This is a genomic window from Streptomyces rugosispiralis (genome assembly GCF_024505145.1).
In the GTDB taxonomy this organism is placed as follows: domain Bacteria; phylum Actinomycetota; class Actinomycetes; order Streptomycetales; family Streptomycetaceae; genus Streptomyces; species Streptomyces rugosispiralis.
The window spans coordinates 135,227-155,223 of sequence record NZ_JANIAA010000020.1 but is presented as its reverse complement, the minus strand read 5'-3'; the positions used below and the strand labels follow the sequence as shown (position 1 = coordinate 155,223).

Sequence of the window (19,997 nt, the reverse complement as noted above, 5' to 3'; positions counted from 1 at the left end):
GCGCCACCTCTATCCCAAGCATTAGCCGCGACAGTCTACTAGCGGTGGTTTGTTGACATCGGGTCGGGACCGCAGTAGAAGGGGGAGCAGGGGTGTGTGATGACCGCTCGTCGTCCGTGTCCGCCGGCTCCGGGACCGCTGGAGCAGTACGCCGCCGGCTTCGATGATCTGTTTGACTCCCTGGCCCAGCGTCGGGGCTTTCGTCAGTACCTCACGGGGTTGCTGGCGCCGCGCGAACGGAACAAAACGCTGACCTGCCTGGCCGGGGCCGAGCCGGTAGCGGGAGCCCAGCACCCCGCAGTGCAGCGGCTGCAGTTCTTCCTCTCCGAATCCCCCTGGGAGCACGAGCGGATCAACGCCCGTCGTCTTGAGCGGTTACTGGATGATCCGCGCACCGCTCCGCATGCCGGTGGAGTGCTGGTCATCGACGACTCCGGCGACCGGAAGAACGGGACCGCGACCGCGAACGTGGGCCGACAGTGGCTGGGCCGATACGGCAAGACCGACAACGGTGTCGTCACGGTCACTACATTGTGGGCGGACGAACGGCTGTACTATCCGCTGCACGCCGTGCCCTACACCCCCGCCCGTCACTTCCCCGAGGGTCGCAGCGATCCGGGCTTCGCCACGAAACTGCAGATCGCAGCCGTACTCGCCCGCCGGGCCACCCAGGCCGGAGTTCACTTCCGCGCGGTGGCGGCCGACTGCGCCTACGGCGACCAGGACGGTTTCCGCGGCGAACTGGCCGGCGCCGGACTGCCGTTCGTGATGGCCCTCAAACGGCGCCGGGGCACCTGGGCCTACGGCCCCGATGCCCACACCCCCATCGACGCCGCCCGGGAACTGGCCTGGCACGGCCCCGACCGGACGGGCGACTGGACGGCGGTGACCCGCACCTTCCGCGACGGGCATACCACCACCTGGTGGGCCGCCGACGCGTCCCTGGGCTGGTGGGGACCGGACGGCACCACCCGGCTGGTGGTGGCTACCACCGACCCGGACACCCTGCCGGAGAAATCCACCTGGTATCTGGCCACCAACCTGCCCCGCCCCGGCTCACCACGCGAGGCCGACACCGCCCACCCGGCCGCCGACCTCGCCGAGATCGTGCGGATCTACGGCATCCGCAACTGGATCGAGCAGAGCTACAGGCAAGTCAAGGACGAACTGGGCTGGGCCGACTTCCAGGTCCGCACCGACCGCGCCATCCGCCGCCACCAGACCCTGGTCAACTGCGCGTTCTCCTTCTGCTGGGAAGCCGGACTGCCACCGACTCCCGCCAACCGCCCGGCCCGGCCGGCCCGGCCAGAGAGGGGGCACCCGATCGCACCACCCGGCACGCTGGCCCCAGGCCCTACGCACCGTCCGCAGTTGGCTGACTCCCACCTTCATGCTGCAACGCTGGTGGAAAGCCTGGTCCAGCACGCCCCCACCACCACAGTTACAAAACCTGATCAACGCAGTCAGTAAAGGCCGACCACTCAGCCACCACCTCCCGCTCCCGCCTTAACAAACCACCGCTAGTCGCGGACACCGTAGCGATCGAGAAACGTCGCGATCCCCTCTTCGACGACCACGTCGAACGGTGGGACGTCCATGACATCCGGCCCGATCGCCATGACCCGCGGCCAGATGATGAACTCCTGGATGAGCCCCAGGAATTGATGTGCCGCCAGTACCGGGGATGGGCAGTTGATCTTCCCCGTCTCGTGCAGACGCCGTAGGCACTCGGTGAGTGCCCTGGTCAACGGCTCCTTGCCGACCCGGTAGAACTCCTCGGCGATCCAGGGGCTCCGGCGGGACTCGGCGATCACCAGCCGGGTGAAGGCGACCTGGTCCGTGTCTTCGATGAAGGTCAGCAGGATCTCGGCGAACTGGCGCAGGAATCCGGCCGGGTCACCGTCGCTCCCCAGGCTCTGTTCGAGGCGCGTCGACAGGTCTCCGAGCGGCAGGCTGGACCAGTGGTGCTCCATCACCGCGCGGAAGACCGCGTCCTTGCTGCCGAACTGGTTGTAGACCGTCTGCCGGGCGACCTCGGCTTGGGTGGCGACCCGTTCGAGGTTCACGCCGTCATAGCCGTCCCGCAGGAAGAGCGCCTTCGCCGCCGCGAGGATCTTCACTCGGTTGCGGGAGCGGCCCTTGCCCTGCCGGGCGGGCTGGGAGGGCGCGGGGATCACCGTCAAGCACCTCTTTCTGTACTGGACGCACCAGTCTAGAGCGGTGCGATGCGTGGATCCGGGGTCCGCGAGGACCCGTGTCAGCCCGAAACTTGGACTGTACTGTCCAGTCAAAATATGGAGGGTGGACACCACGCACCGACCTTCGCCAAACCGCCAAGCCCGCCCGGAAGGGGACACTCCCATGCCAGAGATCCTCTGGGACCGCATGACCGCCCGCGCCCTCAAGGAACTGGCCGCCCAGGACGCACCCGTGCTGCTCCCCGTCGGCTCCACCGAGCAGCACGGTCCGCATCTGCCCACCGGTATCGATGACTTCCTCAGCGCGGAGGCGTGCCGCCGGGCGGCCGGGATCATGGTCGCTCAGGGGAGGCCCGTGGTCGTCGCTCCGTCCCTCTGGTGCGGGCCGGCGGACCACCATGTCGAGCTCGGCGGCACCTTCACCCGCCATCGGCGGTGAGATCTCCCGGGAACTGTCCGCGCCCATCGCCGTCACCGGCTACTTCATGGCCGGGCAGGCCCGGATCGCGGAGATCCTGGAGGACCAGGACGCCCTGATGCACGCCTGCGAGGGCGAGACGTCCATGGCGATGGCGATCACGCCGGACCTGGTCGACGAGGCACGGCTCGCCGAGGCGGTCGGCCCGGAGAACGCGCTCCAGGCGGATCCGAGCGAGGCGATCCACGTACCACGGCCGTTCCATGCGGTCACGTCGTCGGGTGTGGCGGGTGACGCGCGCAGGGCGTCCGCGGAGAAGGGCGAGGCCATTTTGGACGCATGCGCGGAAGCCCTCGCCGAATGGCTGATGAAATGACCCTGGCGCCCGGCGGGTACAACCGCTGGGCGGACCGTGGTGCCGCCCGCCAGTCCGCTCGTACGGTACGGGCGCGGGCGGGAGGCGCCTCCCGGCACGGCGCGGGCGGAACGAGGAAAGCGGAACGAGCGAAGGGGCATCGACATGACGCAGGCGCCGAAGCAGAACGGCTATGCGGCTGAGTACCGGCGGAGCCTGGAGGATCCGGAAGGCTTCTGGCTGGACGCCGCCCGTGCCGTCGACTGGACCGTCGCCCCGACCCGGGCCCTCGACGCGTCGGAGGCCCCGCTGTACCGCTGGTTCCCGGACGGGCGGTTGAACACCTGCCACAACGCGCTGGACCGCCACGTCGACGCCGGTCGCGGCGAGCAGCTCGCGCTGGTGTACGACAGTCCCGTCACCGACCGTAAGACGGCGTTCACCTACCGGGAGTTGCGTGACGAGGTCGCGCGGTTCGCCGGGGTGCTGGCCGGGCTCGGGGTGGCCCAGGGCGACCGCGTCGTGATCTATATGCCGATGATCCCCGAGGCGGTCGTCGCCATGCTGGCCTGCGCCCGCTTCGGCGCCGTCCACTCGGTCGTCTTCGGGGGATTCGCCGCGCGTGAACTCGCCGTACGCATCGACGACGCCCGCCCCAAGCTCGTCGTCGCCGCCTCATGCGGTATCGAACCGGCCCGCGTCGTGCCGTACAAGCCGCTGCTGGACGACGCCCTCGCGCTGGCCGAACACCAGCCGGAGCACTGCGTCATCCGCCAGCGGCCGCAGTGCGCGGCGGAGATGACCGGCCGTGACCTCGACTGGGACCGGGCCATGGCCACCGCCGAGCCGGTCGGCTGCGTCCCCGTGGCCGCCACCGACCCGCTGTACATCCTCTACACCTCCGGCACCACCGGCCGGCCCAAGGGCGTGGTGCGCGACAACGGCGGCCACGCGGTCGCGCTGCGCTGGTCCCTGGAGAACGTGTACGACACCCACCCCGGTGAGGTCTTCTGGGCGGCCTCGGACGTCGGCTGGGTCGTCGGCCACTCCTATATCGTCTACGCGCCGCTGCTCACCGGCTGCACCACCGTGCTCTACGAGGGGAAGCCCGTCGGCACCCCGGACGCCGGTGCGCTGTGGCGGGTGATCGCCGAACACCGGGTGACCGCACTGTTCACCGCGCCGACGGCGATCCGCGCGGTGAAGAAGGAGGACCCGCGCGGAGAACTTCTGCACGCCCACGACATCGGATCGCTGCGCCATCTGTTCCTGGCCGGCGAGCGCCTGGACCCGGAGACCTACCACTGGGCCACGGACCTGCTCGGCGTTCCGGTGGTCGACAACTGGTGGCAGACCGAGACCGGCTGGCCGATCGTCGCCAACCCCATGGGCCTGGAGCCGCACCCGCTCAAGGCCGGTTCGCCCACCGTGCCCATGCCCGGCTACGACGTGCGCATCCTCGACGCGACGGGCCGCGACGCGCCACCGGGCGCGGACGGCGCGGTGGCGATCCGGCTGCCGCTGCCGCCCGGCACGCTGCTCACCGTGTGGCAGGACGACGCACGGTATGTGCGCTCGTACCTGTCCGCCTACAGCGGCCACTACCTCACCGGCGACGGCGGCCGTAAGGACGACGACGGCTACGTCTACGTCATGGGCCGCATCGACGACGTGATCAACGTGGCCGGGCACCGGCTCTCCACCGGCGCGATGGAGGAGGTGCTCGCCGCCCACCCGGATGTCGCCGAATGCGCCGTCGTCGGCGTCACCGACCCGCTCAAGGGGCAGGTGCCGCGCGGTCTCGTCGTGCTCAAGGCGGGCCTCGACCGCGATCCGCGGGACATCGCCACGGAACTCGTCGCCGCCGTCCGGGACACGATCGGCCCCGTGGCGGCGCTGCGCCGGGTCGACGTGGTCGCGGCGCTGCCCAAGACCCGCTCGGGAAAGATCCTGCGCCGCACCATGCGCGACATCGCCGACGGCCGGGACACCGAGCTGCCCTCCACGATCGACGATCCCGCGGTGATCGAGGCGCTGCGACCGGTACTCCGCGACGACCTCTAGTCCTTCTGCCATACCGTCGCCGAAGTAAAGTAAGATTCAATCTACGTAAGGATGGATCTACCTTAGTTCCAGGAATTCTGCGACCGTTCGGGAGCGCCGTACGTGGTGTTCCAGGCCACTCGCGGGCGCAACCCCGCGACGGAGCGCGCCGACTTCGCCGCGGCCCTCGCGCAGTCACCGCTGCCGGGGGCGGAGCTGATCGTCGGCCTCCAGGCACAGGACTGGAACCAGGCCCTGCGCTCGCTGGCGCTCGCGGTACCCGATGACGCGCCCAGCATCGCGGTGATCGACGAGGTGCCCTGGCTGGTCGAGCAGGATCAGGAATTCGAGGGCGCGCTCCAGACCGTCTGGGACCGTCACCTGTCCGCCAAGCCCGTGCTTCTGGTGCTGGTCGGCAGCGATGCGTCGGTGATGGAGGCCCTGCAGTCGTATGGCCGCCCGTTCTTCGGCCGGGCGGCGAAAATGACCGTCCATCCGCTGAATCTGGCGGATGTGCGGGCCATGACCGGGCTCGACGCCGCAGGGGCCGTGGACGCTCAGTTGATCACTGGTGGATTCCCCGAGATCGTCCAGTCCTGGCGGCCGGGCATGGACCGTACGGAGTTCTTGCGGGCCTCGGTGACCAATCCGCTCTCGCCCCTGCTGGTGGCCGGCGAGCTGTCCCTGCTGGGCGAATTCCCCGAGGCCTCGCACTCACGGGCCGTACTGGAAGCGGTCGGCAGCGGTGAGCGCACGTTCAGCGCGATCGCGGCCCAGGCCGGCGGCGCCAGCGCGCTGCCGTCCGGCACGCTCTCCCCGCTGCTGGCCATGTTGCAGGCCAAGCGGGTTCTCGCCGCCGACCTCCCCTTGTCCGTCAAGCCGGACAGCAAGAACAAGCGCTACCGGATCGCCGACCCGTATCTGCGGTTCTGGCTGGCGTTCCTGGCACGCGCGATCCCGCTCATCGAGCGAGGCCGCGGTGACCTGGCACTGGAACGCGTCGAGCGGTCGTGGACCACCTGGCGCGGGCGAGCGGTCGAGCCGCTGATCCGCGAGTCCCTGCTCCGGCTGATGCCCAGCGCCGAGTGGCCCGAGACCGAGGCCGTCGGCGGTTGGTGGAACCGTCGGAACAACCCCGAGATCGACCTCATCGGCGCGGACCGCGAGCCGACGGCCCGGCAGGTTCACTTCGTCGGGTCGATCAAGTGGCTGGAGACCCAGCCCTTCGGCCGTCATGAGTACGACGCCCTGGTACGCGACATGCTCGCCGTCCCCGGCACCGCCCCGGACACACCGCTGGTCGCGGTCTCCCGCCGCGGGGTCGCCGACGGTCTGCCGCTGACCGCGCATTGGGGGCCCGAGGACCTCGTACGGGCGTGGCAGCCCCGATAGCCGCGGTCCCGGACACTCTGGCCGGCCTGGTGACCGACATCCCCGGGGCTGACGCCTGTGGGCGCCCTCGTCAGCTGTTCTGGTTGGGGACAAGTCTGCTCAGGTCGATGTCCAGCTTGAAGGGAACCGTCCGCTGGAGGCTGTCGCGGAAGATCCCGGCCGGGGCGTAGACACCGGTCGGCTCGTCGCGCTCATAGACGTGGACGACGGGCACCCCGTCCTCGTCCTCGATGCACCAGTAGTGGGGAATCCCGGCCTCGGCGTACTTGCGGAGCTTGACGGTCCGGTCCCGGTGGGCCGATTCGGGGGAGACGACCTCGATCACGAGTTGTACTTCATCCGGTGCGAACCAGGTGCGGTCACTGTCGAAGTCGGCCGTCGTCACCAGCAGATCCGGTTCCGGCCGGTTGCGCTGATCCAGCTTGATCGTCATCTCGCGGCCGACCCTCGCCCGGGTGGGCACCTGCTCCATGAGCGCGACGGTGAGCATCGTGACGAGGTGGCCGTGCCACCACCTCTGCGGGAACATCATGAAAACGAGTGCTCCGTCGATGAGCTCGGTGTGGCGCGGCGCCTCGGGGAGGCGGTCCAAGTCCTCCGCGAACCAGCCTTCCGCGCGCGGCGGGCGCATCCAGTCGGGCAGTGCGGTCATGGCTCAACGGTAGCGGTTTCGGGTGAGGGGAGGGCGTCACCTAACCCTCCGCCGTCAGGGCTTCTTCGGCTTGCCCTCGCCGTACAGCCAGACGTCGAAGAGGCGGGTCAGGTCCTTGCCGGACTTCCGCTCGCACAGCTCGATGAACTGCTTGGTGTCGGCGTTGCCGTGCCGGTGGTCCTTGAGCCAGGTGCGGAGGATGGTGAAGAAGGCCGGGTCGCCTACGGTCCGGCGGAGCTGGTGGAGCACCATCGCGCCGCGGCCGTAGACGGGCGGGTCGGAGACGCTGGCGACGGTCGGGGGGTCGGCGGGTGGGAAGTCCCAGATGCCCTCGCTCTCGTCGTCGGTGCCGTCGTAGAAGTCGTCGAAGATCTGCTGGGCGGTGCGGCCGCCGTGGTCCTCCTCCCACAGCCACTCGGCGTAGGTCGCGAACCCCTCGTTGAGCCACATGTCCTTCCAGACCCGGGGCGTGACCGAATTGCCGAACCACTGGTGGGCGAGTTCGTGGACGACGAGCGCCTTGTCCGGGGCCGCGTCGAAGAACGGCTTGGTCTGGGTCTCCAGGGCGTAGCCGAGGCCGGGGAGGTGGCCGACGACGGCGCCGGTGGAGGAGAAGGGGTACGGGCCGAAGGTGCGGCTCTCCCAGGTGATGACGTCGTCGACCTGCTTGGCGATGTCCTTGGCGCCGGCGGCCTCGGTGGGGTCGACGGCCAGGTACGCGGGCAGGCCCTTGCCGGTGGTCGTCGTACGGATCCGGAAGCGGCCGATGGCGACGGTGGCCAGATAGCTGGCCATGGGCTCGCCGTTGTGCCACCGGAAGGTGGTGCGGCGGCCCCGGGTCTCCTGGCCCTTCAGCTCGCCGTTGGAGACGGCGGTGTAGCCCTGGGGGACGGTGACGGCGATGTCGTAGGCGGCCTTGTCGGAGGGGTGGTGATTGCCGGGGAACCAGGTCATGGAGCCGGTCGGCTCGCCGAGGGCCACCGCGCCGTCATGGGTGCGGAGCCAGCCCTCCTGCCCGGTGTCCTCGCCGGTGAGGGTCTTCGGCTTGCCGTCGTAGTCGACGGTGGCCGTGAAGGTGCGGCCCTTGGGGAGGGCCGCGGCGGGGGTGAGCACCAGCTCGGTTCCGCTGCGGGCGGCCTTGGCGGGACGGCCGTTCACCGTGGCCTTCCGGACCCGCAGTCCCGCGAGGTCGAGGTGGAAGGAGCTCAGCGCGCGGTCCGCGCGGGCGGTGATCCGGGCGGTGGCCTTCAGGCGGTGGGAGCGGGGTGTGTAGTCGAGGGCGAGACGGTAGCCCTGTACGTCGTAGCCGCCGTTGCCGAGCCGCGGGAAGAGCGCGTCCCCGACCCCCGCACCACCCGCCCCGGCCCCGGACACCCCGCCCGCGTCCTCCGCCCCGGCGCCCCCGGTGCACCCCGCGCACAGCGCGAGGAGCAGCACACCGGGCACAACTCGCGAGAGGCGGCGACCGGGCCGGGCCGCCGAGCCAGACCTGGTCATCCTCGCTCCGGCCCGAGCGCCGGGGCCGCCGGGACCCGCCCGCTCCGGCAGCGGTTCGTCGTCCATCTCACGTCCCTACGCTTCGGCGGCTGATTCTCTGGAGCGTAATGCGCCCGACGGGCCGAGACGGGCCGAAACGTGCGGGACCGCCGATGGCACGGCACACCGCGTCACGGTCGCAAAGGGCGGTGAGCCGTCCGGTGTCGGGCAGCTCACCGACTTTGGGCGACTTAAACGTCTCTGAGCTGCAGTTCACCACTTCTAGTGAAGCTCTGGCCTTCAGTTGCAATCCGCAACCCTGAGTTGTCAAGCTGTTGCTGACTGTCAACCCAGGGAGTGCACGTGGCCTTTGGTGACCAGCCCGCATACCTCCGCGTCGCCGACGATCTGCGGAAGAAGATCGCCGCGGGTGAGCTGCCGCCGCATGCGCGTCTCCCCTCTCAGGCCAGGATCCGGGAGGAGTACGGGGTTTCGGACACCGTGGCGCTCGAGGCGCGCAAGGTGCTGATGGCCGAGGGGCTGGTCGAGGGGCGTTCCGGGTCGGGGACGTATGTGCGGGCGCAGCCGGTGCCGCGGCGGGTGGTCCGGGGCGGGTTTCACGCCGCCGGTGAGGTCACGCCGTTCCGGCAGGAGCAGGCCGATGACCGGATCACCGGCAGCTGGGAGGCCGAGAGCGACCAGGAGGAGGCCGGAGGCGAGATCGCCGAGCGGCTGGGGGTCGGGGTGGGGGAGCGGGTGATGTGTACCCGCTATGTGTTCCGGTCACAGGGGGAGATCGTGATGCTCTCCACCTCCTGGGAGCCGCTCGGGCTCACCGGCCGTACGCCCGTGATGCTGCCGGAGGAGGGCCCGCTGGCCGGGCGCGGGGTCGTCGACCGGATGGCCGTCCTCGACCTGGTGGTGGACAACATGGCGGAGGAGGTCGCCGCGCGCCCCGGACGGGCCGAGGAGGTGCTGGCGCTCGGCGGGGTGCCGGGCCACTGGGTGATGGTCATCTCGCGTACGTACTTCGCGGGCGGCCGCCCGGTCGAGACCGCCGATGTGGTGGTGCTGGCCGAGCGCTATCGGATCGCGTACCGGCTGCCGGTGAAGTGAACCCTCCGCCTGGCGCCGGTGCTCACCGAAGAGCGGGCGGCTTGTTCTGGGGCGGCCGCTTACGGGTGGGTCGCCGGGTACTTCGGCCCGCGGCTGACCGCCGTCAACCCCGCCGGTAACCGCGACGCGGTTCCCGCGTAACCGCGGTGCGGTTCCCGTGCCTCATGTTGCAAAACTCACAACAGCGCAGGTGAAAGGGGTTACTGGAAGGGGATCATCCATTTCGCTCTTACGATGGGTCGGTTTGTGTCCGGTCGTTGGGGGGCGAAAGGAGTGTCAGGAACTTGAGCACGGAGCAGGGTTCCCACTCGCATTATCGAAGGTCACTCGGACCGGTGGCCCTCACCGCCGTGGGCCTCGGGTCGATCATCGGCTCCGGCTGGCTGTTCGGCGCCGAGCGCGCCGCCGCGCTGGCCGGGCCCGCCGCCATTCTGGCCTGGGTGATCGGCGCCGCCGTCGCTCTGACCATCGCCCTGACCTACTCCGAGCTGGGTTCGATGTTCCCCAAGGCCGGGGGCATGGTCCGGTACGGCCAGTACTCACACGGCTCGCTGGCCGGATATCTGGCCGCCTGGGCCAACTGGATCGCCATCGTCTCCGTGATCCCCGGTGAGGCCACCGCCTCCGTGCAGTACATGTCCTCCTGGGACTTCGGCTGGGCCAAAGCGCTGTACGACGGGAAGGAGCTGACCGGCAGCGGTGTCGCGTTCGCGTCCGTGCTGCTGATCTTCTACTTCTTCCTCAACTGGTTCGCGATCACCCTCTTCGCGAAGACCAACACCGCGATCACCGTCTTCAAGGTCGTCGTGCCGACCCTGACCGCCGGGGCGCTGCTGCTGTCGCACTTCGACACCGGCAATGTCACCGGCAACGGCGGCTTCACCCCCAACGGCTGGAGCTCCGTGTTTACCGCGGTCGCCGTCTCCGGCATCGTCTGGGCCTACAACGGCTTCCAGTCGCCGCTGAACATGGCGGGCGAGGCCCGTAACCCGGGGAAGTCGCTGCCCAAGGCCGTCATCAGCTCGATCCTCATCGCGCTGGTGATCTACGTCGCGCTGCAGATCGCCTTCCTGACCGCCGTCCCCGCCGCCGATCTGCGGCACGGCGGCTGGTCCGGGCTCTCCTACAACTCCCCGCTCGCCGATCTCTCCCTGGCCTGGGGTCTGAACTGGCTGGCGATGCTGCTGTACGCGGATGCCTTCATCTCCCCGTCCGGCACCGGCATGATCTACGCGGCCACCACCTCGCGCATGATCCAGGGCGTCCAGGAGAACGGCCATCTGCCCGGGATCTTCGGCAAGGTCGACCCCAAGACCGGCATTCCGCGCCCGGCGCTGCTGCTCAACCTGGCGATCGCCTTCATCTTCCTCGCGGTCTTCCGCGGCTGGGGCTCGCTCGCCGAGATCGTCTCCGTCGCCACCGTGATCTCGTACATCACCGGCCCGGTGGCCGTGATGTCGCTGCGCCGCCTCTCGCCGGACCTGCCGCGCCCGGTGCGGCTGCGCGCGATGCCGGTGATCGCGCCGATCGCGATGGTCTTCGGCTCGCTGGTGCTGTACTGGGCCCGCTGGCCGCTCACCGGCAAGGTCATCCTCATCATGGCGATCGGGCTGCCGATCTGGGCCTGGTACGAGCTGCGCAAGCCGTGGGCGGAGCTGCGGCCGCATCTGGCCGCCGGTGCCTGGATGGTCACGTATCTGCTGGTCATGGCGGCGGTGTCATGGGCCGGCGGCACGGAGTTCGGCGGCCGCGGCTATCTGCCGGGCGGCTGGGACATCGTGATCGTCGCGCTGATCGGGCTGGCCTTCTACTTCTGGGGCGTACGCAGCGCATGGCGCAATCCGACGCTGCTGGAGGCCGAGCGCGAGCTGGGCAGCACCCCGGCCGACGAGGCGGGCGAGGGCGGCGACGGCGACCGGGTGAAGGCCGGAGCCGGCGTCTGAGACATGGCCGGATGAGTGCCTCCTTGTAAGAACCCGTATCCGCTGCGTGAAGGTAGGGCGTAGGCTCGGGCATATGCGGATCGGGATTTCCTTAACGGTGTCGCGGGGTCGTGCGCCCGGGCGCGCCACAGCGGAGGGGGCGGGGAGATGAGTGACGGGAACGCTGTGCTGCCCTGGCTCGTGATCCGCCAGGACAGCAACGGCAACCGCTACCGCGTCGGGCGCTACGCCACCAGGACGGAGGCCCAGGAGGTGGCCGACCGGCTGGAGGGCGAGGGCCAGGAGCAGCTGTACGCGGTCGAGCGGACCGCCGCGTCCCGTCAGTCCGGTTAGCCCGAGTCCGGTAGGTCCGAGTCCGGTTGGCCCGGGTCGGGTCAGTCCGGGTCCGGCCAGCCCGACTCCGGCCAGCCCGACTCCGGTCGGCCCGAGTCCGGTTGCAGCCCGCGGAAATGCGTACCTCTCCCAGAGCCCCGGGGCGCCCGCCCCGGGGCTCCGGTGCGCTTCCGTGCAGGCTAGGGTGCGGATCATGAGCGTGCGCGTGGTGGTGGGCGGAGCGGTGTTCGACCGGGGGCGGCTGCTGGCCGCGCGGCGCAGCGCCCCGCCCGAGCTCGCGGGCCGCTGGGAGCTGCCCGGCGGCAAGGCCGAGCCCGGTGAGACCCCGCAGGCGGCGCTCGTCCGCGAACTGCGCGAGGAGCTCGGGGTCGAGGTCGAGCCGCTCGAACCGCTGCGGGGGGAGTGGCCCCTCAAGCCCGGCTTTGTGCTGCGGGTGTGGACCGCGGCCCTGCGCTCCGGTGAGCCGCGCCCGCTTCAGGACCACGACGAGCTGCGCTGGCTCCCCCTGGACCGGGTGGACGAGGTCGACTGGCTGGACGAGGACCGCCCCGCGGTGGCGGAGGCGGTCCGCAGGCTGCGCGCGGCCGAAGCCGATGCGGGCGAAGCCGACGCGGCCGAAGTCGACGCGGCCGAAGCCGGGACGGCCGAAGCCGGGACGGCCGGGGCCGAAGCCGGGACCGCGGGGGCAGAAACCGGGACTGCCGGGGCCGGGACCAAGGCGTCTGACGCCGGGTCGGCCGAAGTCACCGAGGGGATCCGTCCACGCACTTCCTGAGAACGTCCCGCGCGGGAAAATCCATGGGGTTCGAGCCGTCTCCGTCCGGTTAGGAGTGAGGGGGAGCGCTGATCATGAGCGCTTCACCAAAAGCCGGGACGGACACTGATGGCGGGCTGAGATAGTGCTGTGATCGTGAAGACCGTACTCGGGATGGCCGAAGTGCTGGATACTCGGCTATCTGAAGCCGGTCGGAGCACCTGAGCCGGAGGGGACGGGCGCATGAGCGAGAAGCCAGCGGGAGCTGATATGCCCGAGGAGACGGTGGGTTCGCAGGTGTCGCCGATGTCACAGGAGTCCTCGATGTCGGACATGTCGTCCATGTCCTCGATGTCGGCGGTGTGGCAGAGCAGTCCTCCCGGCTCGATCTACGACTACATCCGGGTCGCCTCCTTCGCGCTCGGGCCCGACGGCCGGATCGCGCAGTGGAGCGAACGGGCCGCGGAATTGCTGGGGCTGACGGCGAACCAGGCCATCGGCAAGGATCCGGTGGAGGCGTTCGTACCGCCGGAGTACCAGGAGACGGGCCAGCGCGCGGTGGCCGACATCCTCGACGGCCGGGAGTGGACCGGGCTGGTTCCCTACCGTAACCCCCGGACGGCGAGCGGGCATGGCATCGCCGAGGTCTATGTGATGCCCGCTCAGGACGAGCACGGGAAGCGGGCCGCGCTCTGTATCGCGGTGGACGTCAGCGCGTTGCGCGGGCTGGAAACCGATCTTGCTTCTTCACAGGCCGTTTTCGGTCAATCTCCGCTTGGTTTCTTCCTCTTCGGGACCGATCTGCGGATCCTCCGCGTCAATGAGCGCTTCGCCAAGGTTTTCGGCCGCCCCACCGAGGAGTACCGCGGCACGACCCCGCACGATCTGCTGCCGCGCGGGGAGGCCGACCGGCTGGCCGCGGCGCTGCGCCAGGTCCTGGACTCCGGGCAGTCGCTGACCGACATGCCCATCGTGGGCCAGGCGCCGGGCAGCCCCGACCGCCGCCGCTGGTCGGTCTCGCTCTACCGGCTGCACAGCGGCTCCGGCCGCCCCATCGGCGTCGCCGGGCTCGCCACGGATGTCACCGGCCGCCGCCGCGCCGAACAGGAGGCCGCGGGCGTACGGCGCAATCTGGCGCTGCTGAACGAGGCCGGGGCCCGAATAGGCACCTCGCTCGACCTGGAGACCACCGCCCGCGAGCTGCTGGACGTGGCCGTACCGCAGTTCTGCGACCTGGCCTCGGTCGATCTCTACCAGGGGCTGCTCTCCGGCGACGAGACCCCGCCCGGACTCGCCGACGGCAGCGCCGAGCTGCGCCGTGTCGCCTTCGCCAGCGCGGTCTCCGACGGCCCGGTCCCCTTCGGCGACATCTGCCGCGTCAACACCGTGGAGGACCCCAAGCCCATCCAGGTCGGCGAGGTGCACCGCTACCCCTTCAACTCGCTGTGCGCCCACGCCCTGCGCACCGCCCAGGTCCGCGTCGTCCCCGGGCGGGACGGCAGCGAGGCGCTTGAGCTCGGGGCCATGCTGCAGTCCACCCTGGTGGTGCCGATGGTCGCGCGGGACACCGTCGTCGGCCTGGCCCAGTTCTCCCGCACCAAGGGCAGCGAACCGTTCGGCGAACGGGACCGCGCGCTCGCCGTCGAGCTGGCCGCCCGTGCCGCCGTCAGCATCGACAACGCCCGGCTGTACCGCAGAGAACACGAACGCGCGCTGATACTCCAGCGCAGCCTTCTCCCGCCCGGCGACCCGGAGGCCGCCGGGCTCGATATCGCCTGCCGCTATCTGCCGGGGAACGCGGCGACCGAGGTGGGCGGCGACTGGTTCGACGTGATCGAGCTACCCGGGCACCGCACCGCGCTGGTGGTCGGCGACGTCATGGGGCGCGGGCTGCGCGCCGCCGTGGCCATGGGCGAGCTGCGCACCGCCGTACGCACCCTCGCCCTGCTCGACCTGGAGCCCGCCGAGGTGCTCTCCGCGCTGGACGAGATCGCCCGCGGCCTCGGCACACCGGGCGGCTCGCACGCCGGCTCGCGGCCCGGCTCGCGCGCCCTCGCGCGCGGCGGCAAGGCCGCCGAGGACTCCTCCGATCTGACCGAGGTCTACCTCGCCACCTGCGTGTACGCCGTCTACGACCCGGTCACCCGGCGCTGCACGTTCGCCAACGCCGGGCATCCGCCCCCCGTCCTGGTGGAGCCGGGCGAGGACGCCCTGCTGATGGAGGTTCCGCCCGGAATGCCGCTCGGCGTCGGCGGCGAGCCGTTCGAGGAGATCGAGGTCGAACTCCCCGACGGCGCGCTGCTGGCCCTCTACACCGACGGTCTGGTCGAGTCCCGCGACCACACCCTCGACGAGGGGCTCCAGGCCCTGCGCGCGGCCCTCAACACCCCGGACGGCGCCGACGGCGGGAACGCCGCGGCCGGATCCCTCGAGGACGTGTGCGACCACGTCCTGAGCACTCTCGACACCCACCACGGCGAGGACGACATCGCCCTGCTGATGGCCCGGGTGCAGGGCCTGTCGGCCGAGTCGGTCGGCGACTGGCACCTCCCCAGCGCCCCGCAGTCCGTGGGCCGGGCCCGCGAACTGGCCCGGGAGCAGTTGGAGTCCTGGGGCCTGGACGATCTGGTGGACACCACCGAGCTGCTGGTCAGCGAGCTGGTGACGAACGCCCTGCGCTACGGCGAGGGCGAGATCAGGCTACGGCTGCTGCTGGACCGCACCCTGGTGTGCGAGGTCTGGGACGGCGGTCTGGTGCAGCCCCGGCGGCGGCGTGCCCGGGACACCGACGAGGGCGGGCGCGGGCTCCAGCTGGTCGGGCTGCTCAGCGCGGGCTGGGGCAGCCGCAGGACCCCGCTCGGCAAGACCGTCTGGTTCGAGCTGGCCCTTCCGGACGGCCAGTCCTCGGGCCCGGACTCGGTGGAGGCGCTGCTCAGCCTGTGGTGACGGGCGACGGTCCGTTACGGTGGCGGGCTCGCGACACGAGGCGGAGGGCGGGCGCCGCTCCGGCGAGTCTTGCCCCTCCCCGCCCCTCCCCAAAACCGGGGCTCCGCCCCGGCCCCCGGATCGGGGCTCCGCCCCGGACCCCGGAACTGGGGCTTTGCCCCGGACCCTGGGCCGGGGTTCCGTCCCAGATCCCGGGCCGGGGCTTCGCCCCTTCCCGCAGCGTCTATATGCGGCTCCGCCAGCGTGGCGGGGCTTCGCCCCGGACTCTCGGGGTTCAGGGGCGGAGCCCTTGGTATCGGGAAGGGGCGGGGAGGGGAGCAGCCCGCCGCAGGCGGCAGGATCTGTCGGACGTGCCCTGCCGCATTCAGCGGAGTTACTGCCCCCGGCGCCGGATCTTGTTGCCGAGCCAGACCAGCGGATCGTACTTACGGTCCGCCGCCCGCTCCTTGAGCGGGATCAGCGCGTTGTCGGTGATCTTGATCTGCTCGGGGCAGACCTCCGTACAGCACTTCGTGATGTTGCAGTAGCCCAGCCCGTGCTCCTCCTGGGCCGTGCTCTTGCGGTCAAGACCGGTGTCGGCGGCCGCGTCCAGCGGATGCATGTCCAGCTCCGCGACCCGCATCAGGAACCGCGGCCCGGCGAACGCCTCCTTGTTCTCCTCGAAGTCCCGCACCACATGGCAGGTGTCCTGGCACAGGAAGCACTCGATGCACTTGCGGAACTCCTGCGACCGGTTCACATCCTCCTGCCACATCCGGTACTCGCCCGGACCCAGCCCCTCCGGCGGCACGAAGGACGGCACCTCACGGGCCTTGGCGTAGTTGAACGACACATCCGTCACCAGGTCCCGCACCACCGGGAAGGCCCGCAGCGGGGTGATGGTGATCGTCTCGTTCCGTTCGAACACCGACATCCGGGTCATGCACAGCAGCCGGGGCCGGCCGTTGATCTCGGCGCTGCACGAACCGCATTTGCCCGCCTTGCAGTTCCAGCGGACCGCCAGATCGGGGGCCTGGGTGGCCTGCAGCCGGTGGACGATGTCGAGCACGACCTCGCCGTCGTTGACCTCGACGTGGAAGTCCTTCAGACCGCCGCCGTCCTGATCGCCCCGCCACACCCGGAAGTGGGCCTCGTACGCACTCACTGGGTCAGCTCCTCGTCCGTCAGGTACTTCACCAGCTCGTCCTTCTCGAACAGGTTCAGCAGGTCGGGCCGGATGGGCGGCATCTCACGCCGCTCGAGCCGGATCTGGCCGTGCCCGGCGTCGGGGGCCGCCAGTCCGCCCGAGGGGTCGGAGAGCCGGCAGACCAGATTGATCCGCCGCCATTGACGGTCCATCTCCGGACAGTCGTCGCGGGTGTGCCCGCCGCGGCTCTCGGTCCGCTCCAGCGCGGCGCGTGCCACGCACTCGCTGACCAGCAGCATGTTGCGCAGATCGATCGCCAGGTGCCAGCCGGGATTGAACTGCCGGTGGCCCTCGACCCCGGCGCGGCGCGCCCGGACCCGCAGACTGGCCAGCCGGTGCAGCGCCTCCTCCATCTCCTCGGCCTTGCGGATGATCCCCACCAGGTCGTTCATCGACTGCTGGAGTTCCTGGTGGAGGGTGTACGGGTTCTCCGGCGGCCCGGCCGGGCCCGCGGTCTCGTCCGGCTCGCCGGCCTCGGCGCTGAACGGGCGCAGCGCCTCGGCCGCCGCCAGGTCCAGCTGCGCCTCGTCCGGCACCGGACGGGTGCCCGAGGCCGCGGTCTCCTGGGCGTAGCGGGCCGCGTAGAGCCCGGCGCGGCGCCCGAAGACCAGCAGGTCGGAGAGGGAGTTGCCGCCGAGCCGGTTGGAGCCGTGCATCCCGCCCGCGACCTCGCCCGCGGCGAACAGACCGGGCACACCGGTGGCGGCCGCGGTGTCCGGGTCGACGTCCACCCCGCCCATCACGTAGTGACAGGTGGGGCCCACCTCCATGGGCTCGGTGGTGATGTCGACGTCCGCGAGCTCCTTGAACTGGTGGTGCATCGAGGGCAGCCGCCGCTTGATCACCTCGGCGGGCATCCGGGTGGAGACGTCCAGGAAGACCCCGCCGTGCGGGGAGCCCCGGCCCGCCTTCACCTCGGCGTTGATGGCGCGGGCCACCTCGTCGCGGGGGAGCAGCTCGGGCGGGCGGCGGTTGTGGTCCGGGTCCTCGTACCAGCGGTCGGCCTCGTCCTCGGACTGGGCGTACTTCTCCTTGAAGACGTCCGGGATGTAGTCGAACATGAACCGCTTGCCCTCGCTGTTGCGCAGCACCCCGCCGTCGCCGCGCACCGACTCGGTGACCAGGATCCCCTTCACCGAGGGCGGCCAGACCATACCGGTCGGATGGAACTGCACGAACTCCATGTTGATCAGCGGGGCGCCCGCGAGCAGCGCCAGCGAATGGCCGTCGCCGGTGTACTCCCAGGAGTTGGAGGTCACCTTGAAGGACTTGCCGATACCGCCGGTGGCCAGCACCACGGCCGGGGCCTCCAGGGCGAAGAAACGGCCCGATTCGCGCTCGTAACCGAAGACCCCGGCGACCCGGTCGCCGTCCTTGACGATCCGGGTGACCGTGCACTCCTGGAAGATCTTCAGCCGGGACTCGTAGTCGCCGGTGGCGGCCTTGTCCTCCTGCTGGAGGGAGACGATCTTCTGCTGGAGGGTGCGGATCAGCTCCAGGCCGGTGCGGTCCCCGACATGGGCGAGCCGGGGGTACTCATGGCCGCCGAAGTTCCGCTGGGAGATCTTGCCCTCCGGGGTGCGGTCGAAGAGCGCGCCCCAGGTCTCCAGCTCCCAGACCCGGTCCGGGGCCTCCTGGGCGTGCAGCTCGGCCATCCGCCAGTGGTTGAGGAACTTGCCCCCGCGCATGGTGTCGCGGAAGTGCACCTGCCAGTTGTCGCGCTCGTTGACGTTGCCCATGCTGGCGGCGATGCCGCCCTCGGCCATCACCGTATGGGCCTTGCCGAACAGCGACTTGCAGATGACGGCGCAGCGCATGCCCTGTTCGCGGGCCTCGATCGCGGCCCGCAGCCCGGCGCCGCCCGCGCCGATCACGACCACGTCCCACGCCTGCCGCTCGACTTGCGTCATCGGATGAGCACCTCTCCTAGAAAAAGCGGGGATCGTCGAAGGCGCCGCTCGCCACCAGATAGACGTAGAAGTCCGCGACGGCGACGCTGATGAGAGAGGCCCAGGCGAGCTGCATATGGCGTGCGTTGAGCCCGCTCACCCAGCCCCAGAGCCGATAGCGGACCGGATGCCGGGAGAAGTGCTTCAGCCGGCCGCCGACGATATGGCGGCAGGAGTGGCAGGAGAGGGTGTACGCCCAGATCAGCGCGATGTTGGCGAGCAGCACCAGGGTGCCGAGGCCCATATGGCCCCAGCGGCCGTGCTCGTCCCGGAAGCCGAGCACGGTGTCGTAGGTGAGGATCCCCGCGACGATCACCGCGAAGTAGAAGAAGTAGCGGTGGATGTTCTGCAGGATCAGCGGGAACCGGGTCTCGCCGGTGTACTTGGCGCGCGGCTCGGCGACCGCGCAGGCGGGCGGGGAGGCCCAGAAGCCCCGGTAATACGCCTTGCGGTAGTAGTAGCAGGTGAGCCGGAAACCCAGCGGGAAGATCAGGATCAGCAGTGCCGGGGACAGTCCCCACCAGGCGCCGAAGATCTCCCAGTTGGCGCCGCCCTTCATGGGCACGCAGTTCTGGGCGACGCAGGGCGAGTAGAAGGGGGAGACGTACGGCTCGGCGTAGTAGTCGTCCCCCGAGAAGGCCCGCCAGGTCGAGTAGACGATGAACGCGAACAGCCCGGCGGCGGTGATGGCGGGGGAGAGCCACCAGCGGTCGCTGCGCAGATGGCGGCCGGGGATGGCGGCGCGCGAGGCGCTGTGCACGCCGTGCGGGGCCGTTCCGGAGTCCGCGGGTGCGGGCGTGGTGGCTTGGGGGTCGGTGCCTGTGGCCAAGGGGAACTCCGCGGTGGAGTGGTATGGGGGGACGGTGGGGGGTGCGCCCCGTGACGGGAGGCGCGACCGGCCGTCCCTAGGGCGCGTGGCGATCTCGTGCGCCGAGGCCCTCGTCGTCGACGTCCGACCACAGCGCGCTGTCGTACGGGGCGTCGGGGACCGGAACCATTTCGGGGCGGGATCGCTCCACGGGAGCCGTCTCGCGCAGCAGGGCGAGGCTCTCGCGCAGATGGTCCGCGTCGGTGCGGACCCGGCGTATCTCCAGCCCGCCGGCGCCCACCCGCTGCTCCAGCCGGGAGACGGAACGGACCAGGTCATCGAGACAGCGCTGGACGGCCGTCAAGTCGTCGTTCAAGGACATGACTTGCCCTCACTTCCGCGGTTGCGGTTGGCGACGCTCATGCGAC

16 protein-coding genes and 1 pseudogene are annotated in these 19,997 nt (G+C 70.5%); 10 read left to right on the top strand and 7 right to left on the bottom strand.

Going from position 1 to position 19,997, the window contains the following annotated elements; genetic code table 11:
* The first annotated feature begins 99 nt into the window (after nucleotides 1-99).
* Nucleotides 100-1,470: an IS701 family transposase gene (locus tag NP777_RS27000; protein WP_391858584.1), complete on the top strand. Its 1,371-nt coding sequence runs from the start codon at nucleotides 100-102 to the stop codon at nucleotides 1,468-1,470.
* Nucleotides 1,471-1,520: 50 nt separating this feature from the next.
* Here NP777_RS27000 and NP777_RS26995 read toward each other — a convergent pair whose 3' ends face one another.
* Nucleotides 1,521-2,177, bottom strand: a complete 657-nt coding sequence (locus tag NP777_RS26995) for a TetR/AcrR family transcriptional regulator (protein WP_256652780.1) — start codon at nucleotides 2,175-2,177, stop codon at nucleotides 1,521-1,523.
* Nucleotides 2,178-2,361: 184 nt separating this feature from the next.
* On the opposite strand from NP777_RS26995, the gene NP777_RS26990 reads away from it, so the two are divergent.
* From NP777_RS26990 to NP777_RS48170, 4 genes are all read left to right on the top strand, one after another.
* Nucleotides 2,362-2,637 carry a creatininase family protein gene (locus NP777_RS26990; RefSeq protein WP_256652779.1) on the top strand — a complete coding sequence of 92 codons (276 nt, stop codon included), beginning with the start codon at nucleotides 2,362-2,364 and terminating at the stop codon, nucleotides 2,635-2,637.
* Nucleotides 2,597-2,992: a creatininase family protein gene (locus NP777_RS26985; RefSeq protein WP_256652778.1), complete on the top strand. Its 396-nt coding sequence runs from the start codon at nucleotides 2,597-2,599 to the stop codon at nucleotides 2,990-2,992. Before NP777_RS26990 ends, NP777_RS26985 begins: the two co-directional genes overlap by 41 nt.
* Before the next feature lie 144 nt (nucleotides 2,993-3,136).
* Complete coding sequence (locus NP777_RS26980) at nucleotides 3,137-5,035, top strand: propionyl-CoA synthetase (RefSeq protein WP_256652777.1); 1,899 nt, start codon at nucleotides 3,137-3,139, stop codon at nucleotides 5,033-5,035.
* Between the two features lie 105 nt (nucleotides 5,036-5,140).
* A complete protein-coding gene (locus NP777_RS48170) occupies nucleotides 5,141-6,406 on the top strand; it encodes an ATP-binding protein (protein WP_256652776.1) in 1,266 nt (421 codons plus the stop codon).
* Nucleotides 6,407-6,476: 70 nt separating this feature from the next.
* On the opposite strand, the gene NP777_RS26970 is transcribed toward NP777_RS48170, so the two are convergent.
* Nucleotides 6,477-7,058 (bottom strand): Uma2 family endonuclease, encoded by a 582-nt coding sequence (locus NP777_RS26970; protein ID WP_256652775.1) that lies wholly within the window; start codon nucleotides 7,056-7,058, stop codon nucleotides 6,477-6,479.
* 54 nt (nucleotides 7,059-7,112) lie between these two features.
* Nucleotides 7,113-8,555, bottom strand: a complete 1,443-nt coding sequence (locus NP777_RS26965; RefSeq protein WP_256652774.1) for a M1 family metallopeptidase — start codon at nucleotides 8,553-8,555, stop codon at nucleotides 7,113-7,115.
* A gap of 342 nt (nucleotides 8,556-8,897) precedes the next feature.
* Between NP777_RS26965 and NP777_RS26960 the strand changes: the two genes are divergently transcribed.
* The 5 genes and pseudogenes from NP777_RS26960 to NP777_RS26940 all read left to right on the top strand — a co-directional run bounded on the left by NP777_RS26960 (nucleotide 8,898) and on the right by NP777_RS26940 (nucleotide 15,626).
* Nucleotides 8,898-9,650, top strand: coding sequence for a GntR family transcriptional regulator (locus NP777_RS26960; protein WP_256652773.1), 753 nt, complete (start codon nucleotides 8,898-8,900; stop codon nucleotides 9,648-9,650).
* Nucleotides 9,651-9,934: 284 nt separating this feature from the next.
* Nucleotides 9,935-11,593 (top strand): APC family permease, encoded by a 1,659-nt coding sequence (locus NP777_RS26955; RefSeq protein WP_256652772.1) that lies wholly within the window; start codon nucleotides 9,935-9,937, stop codon nucleotides 11,591-11,593.
* A 147-nt stretch (nucleotides 11,594-11,740) separates the two neighbouring features.
* Complete coding sequence (locus NP777_RS26950) at nucleotides 11,741-11,926, top strand: SPOR domain-containing protein (RefSeq protein ID WP_256652771.1); 186 nt, start codon at nucleotides 11,741-11,743, stop codon at nucleotides 11,924-11,926.
* Between the two features lie 193 nt (nucleotides 11,927-12,119).
* Nucleotides 12,120-12,512: pseudogene (locus NP777_RS26945) on the top strand ((deoxy)nucleoside triphosphate pyrophosphohydrolase); the annotation flags it as partial.
* A gap of 411 nt (nucleotides 12,513-12,923) precedes the next feature.
* On the top strand, nucleotides 12,924-15,626 hold the full coding sequence (locus NP777_RS26940; RefSeq protein WP_256652770.1) for a SpoIIE family protein phosphatase: 2,703 nt from the start codon (nucleotides 12,924-12,926) through the stop codon (nucleotides 15,624-15,626).
* A gap of 373 nt (nucleotides 15,627-15,999) precedes the next feature.
* Here the strand turns inward: NP777_RS26940 and NP777_RS26935 are convergent, their stop codons facing one another.
* From NP777_RS26935 to NP777_RS26920, 4 genes are all read right to left on the bottom strand, one after another.
* Nucleotides 16,000-16,770 carry a succinate dehydrogenase/fumarate reductase iron-sulfur subunit gene (locus tag NP777_RS26935; protein WP_256652769.1) on the bottom strand — a complete coding sequence of 257 codons (771 nt, stop codon included), beginning with the start codon at nucleotides 16,768-16,770 and terminating at the stop codon, nucleotides 16,000-16,002.
* Nucleotides 16,767-18,722, bottom strand: a complete 1,956-nt coding sequence (locus NP777_RS26930; protein ID WP_256652768.1) for a fumarate reductase/succinate dehydrogenase flavoprotein subunit — start codon at nucleotides 18,720-18,722, stop codon at nucleotides 16,767-16,769. The genes NP777_RS26935 and NP777_RS26930 overlap by 4 nt, the downstream gene beginning before the upstream one ends.
* Nucleotides 18,723-18,738: 16 nt before the next feature.
* Nucleotides 18,739-19,590 carry a hypothetical protein gene (locus tag NP777_RS26925; protein WP_256652767.1) on the bottom strand — a complete coding sequence of 284 codons (852 nt, stop codon included), beginning with the start codon at nucleotides 19,588-19,590 and terminating at the stop codon, nucleotides 18,739-18,741.
* Nucleotides 19,591-19,666: 76 nt separating this feature from the next.
* Nucleotides 19,667-19,951, bottom strand: a complete 285-nt coding sequence (locus NP777_RS26920) for a hypothetical protein (protein WP_020868672.1) — start codon at nucleotides 19,949-19,951, stop codon at nucleotides 19,667-19,669.
* Nucleotides 19,952-19,997 lie beyond the last annotated feature (46 nt).

Excerpts from the sequence above, each read along its gene's own strand:
- NP777_RS27000 (WP_391858584.1), top strand. The coding sequence starts at position 100 with ATGACCGCTCGTCGTCCGTGTCCGCCGGCTCCGGGACCGCTGGAGCAG.
- NP777_RS26990 (WP_256652779.1), top strand. The coding sequence starts at position 2,362 with ATGCCAGAGATCCTCTGGGACCGCATGACCGCCCGCGCCCTCAAGGAA.
- NP777_RS26985 (WP_256652778.1), top strand. The coding sequence starts at position 2,597 with ATGTCGAGCTCGGCGGCACCTTCACCCGCCATCGGCGGTGAGATCTCC.
- NP777_RS26980 (WP_256652777.1), top strand. The coding sequence starts at position 3,137 with ATGACGCAGGCGCCGAAGCAGAACGGCTATGCGGCTGAGTACCGGCGG.
- NP777_RS26970 (WP_256652775.1), bottom strand. The coding sequence starts at position 7,058 with ATGACCGCACTGCCCGACTGGATGCGCCCGCCGCGCGCGGAAGGCTGG.
- NP777_RS26965 (WP_256652774.1), bottom strand. The coding sequence starts at position 8,555 with ATGACCAGGTCTGGCTCGGCGGCCCGGCCCGGTCGCCGCCTCTCGCGA.
- NP777_RS26950 (WP_256652771.1), top strand. The coding sequence starts at position 11,741 with ATGAGTGACGGGAACGCTGTGCTGCCCTGGCTCGTGATCCGCCAGGAC.
- NP777_RS26940 (WP_256652770.1), top strand. The coding sequence starts at position 12,924 with ATGAGCGAGAAGCCAGCGGGAGCTGATATGCCCGAGGAGACGGTGGGT.
- NP777_RS26930 (WP_256652768.1), bottom strand. The coding sequence starts at position 18,722 with ATGACGCAAGTCGAGCGGCAGGCGTGGGACGTGGTCGTGATCGGCGCG.
- NP777_RS26920 (WP_020868672.1), bottom strand. The coding sequence starts at position 19,951 with ATGTCCTTGAACGACGACTTGACGGCCGTCCAGCGCTGTCTCGATGAC.